The organism is Lactobacillus sp. XV31L, from assembly GCF_059900865.1.
Genome location: NZ_JBWXGC010000034.1, coordinates 1 through 583 on the forward strand (window position 1 = coordinate 1; position 583 = coordinate 583).

The 583-nt window shown below is 43.1% G+C and carries 1 protein-coding gene; it reads right to left on the bottom strand.

Annotated features, from left to right (window positions below; all coding sequences use genetic code 11):
• Nucleotides 1–583: DUF1542 domain-containing protein (locus AC2JF7_RS09045; protein ID WP_500728361.1), on the bottom strand; the 583-nt coding region annotated here is incomplete at both ends.

Here is a 583-nt window from a genome sequence, read left to right on the forward strand (position 1 = left end):
GCATCTAAGGTTGGATCGCCATCAATTTGACCCTTAACCTTAGTTGCTTCATCATTAATTGCCTTAATTGCATCTTTCTTCTGATCCGGTAGTGAAGTGCTGCCTGGAATGTAGTCACTATCAATCTTGATAATTCCAGCATTCTTGGCATCTTTGACCCCTTGCGCATTAGTTGCATTATTAATGGCTGTCTTCGCATCTGTTGCATCTTTATTAACTTGCGCCTTTTGTGCTGCCTTTGTTGCTGCATCTAAGGTTGGGTCGCCATCGATTTGGCCCTTAACCTTAGTGGCTTCATCATCAATTGCCTTAATTGCATCAGTCTTCTGATCTGGAAGTGAAGCGCTGCCTGGGACATGGTCACTATCGATCTTAGCAATACCAGCGTTCTTAGCATCTTTAACACCTTGAGCATTGGTTGCTTGGGCGATATTGTTCTTAGCAGTAGTGGCATCTTTGTCAACTTGACTCTTTTGTGCAGATTTAGCTGCATCATCTAGAGTTGGATCGGCATCGATTTCACCCTTGACTTTAGTTGCTTCATCATCAATTGCCTTTTGAGCATCGGTCTTTTGATCTGGTA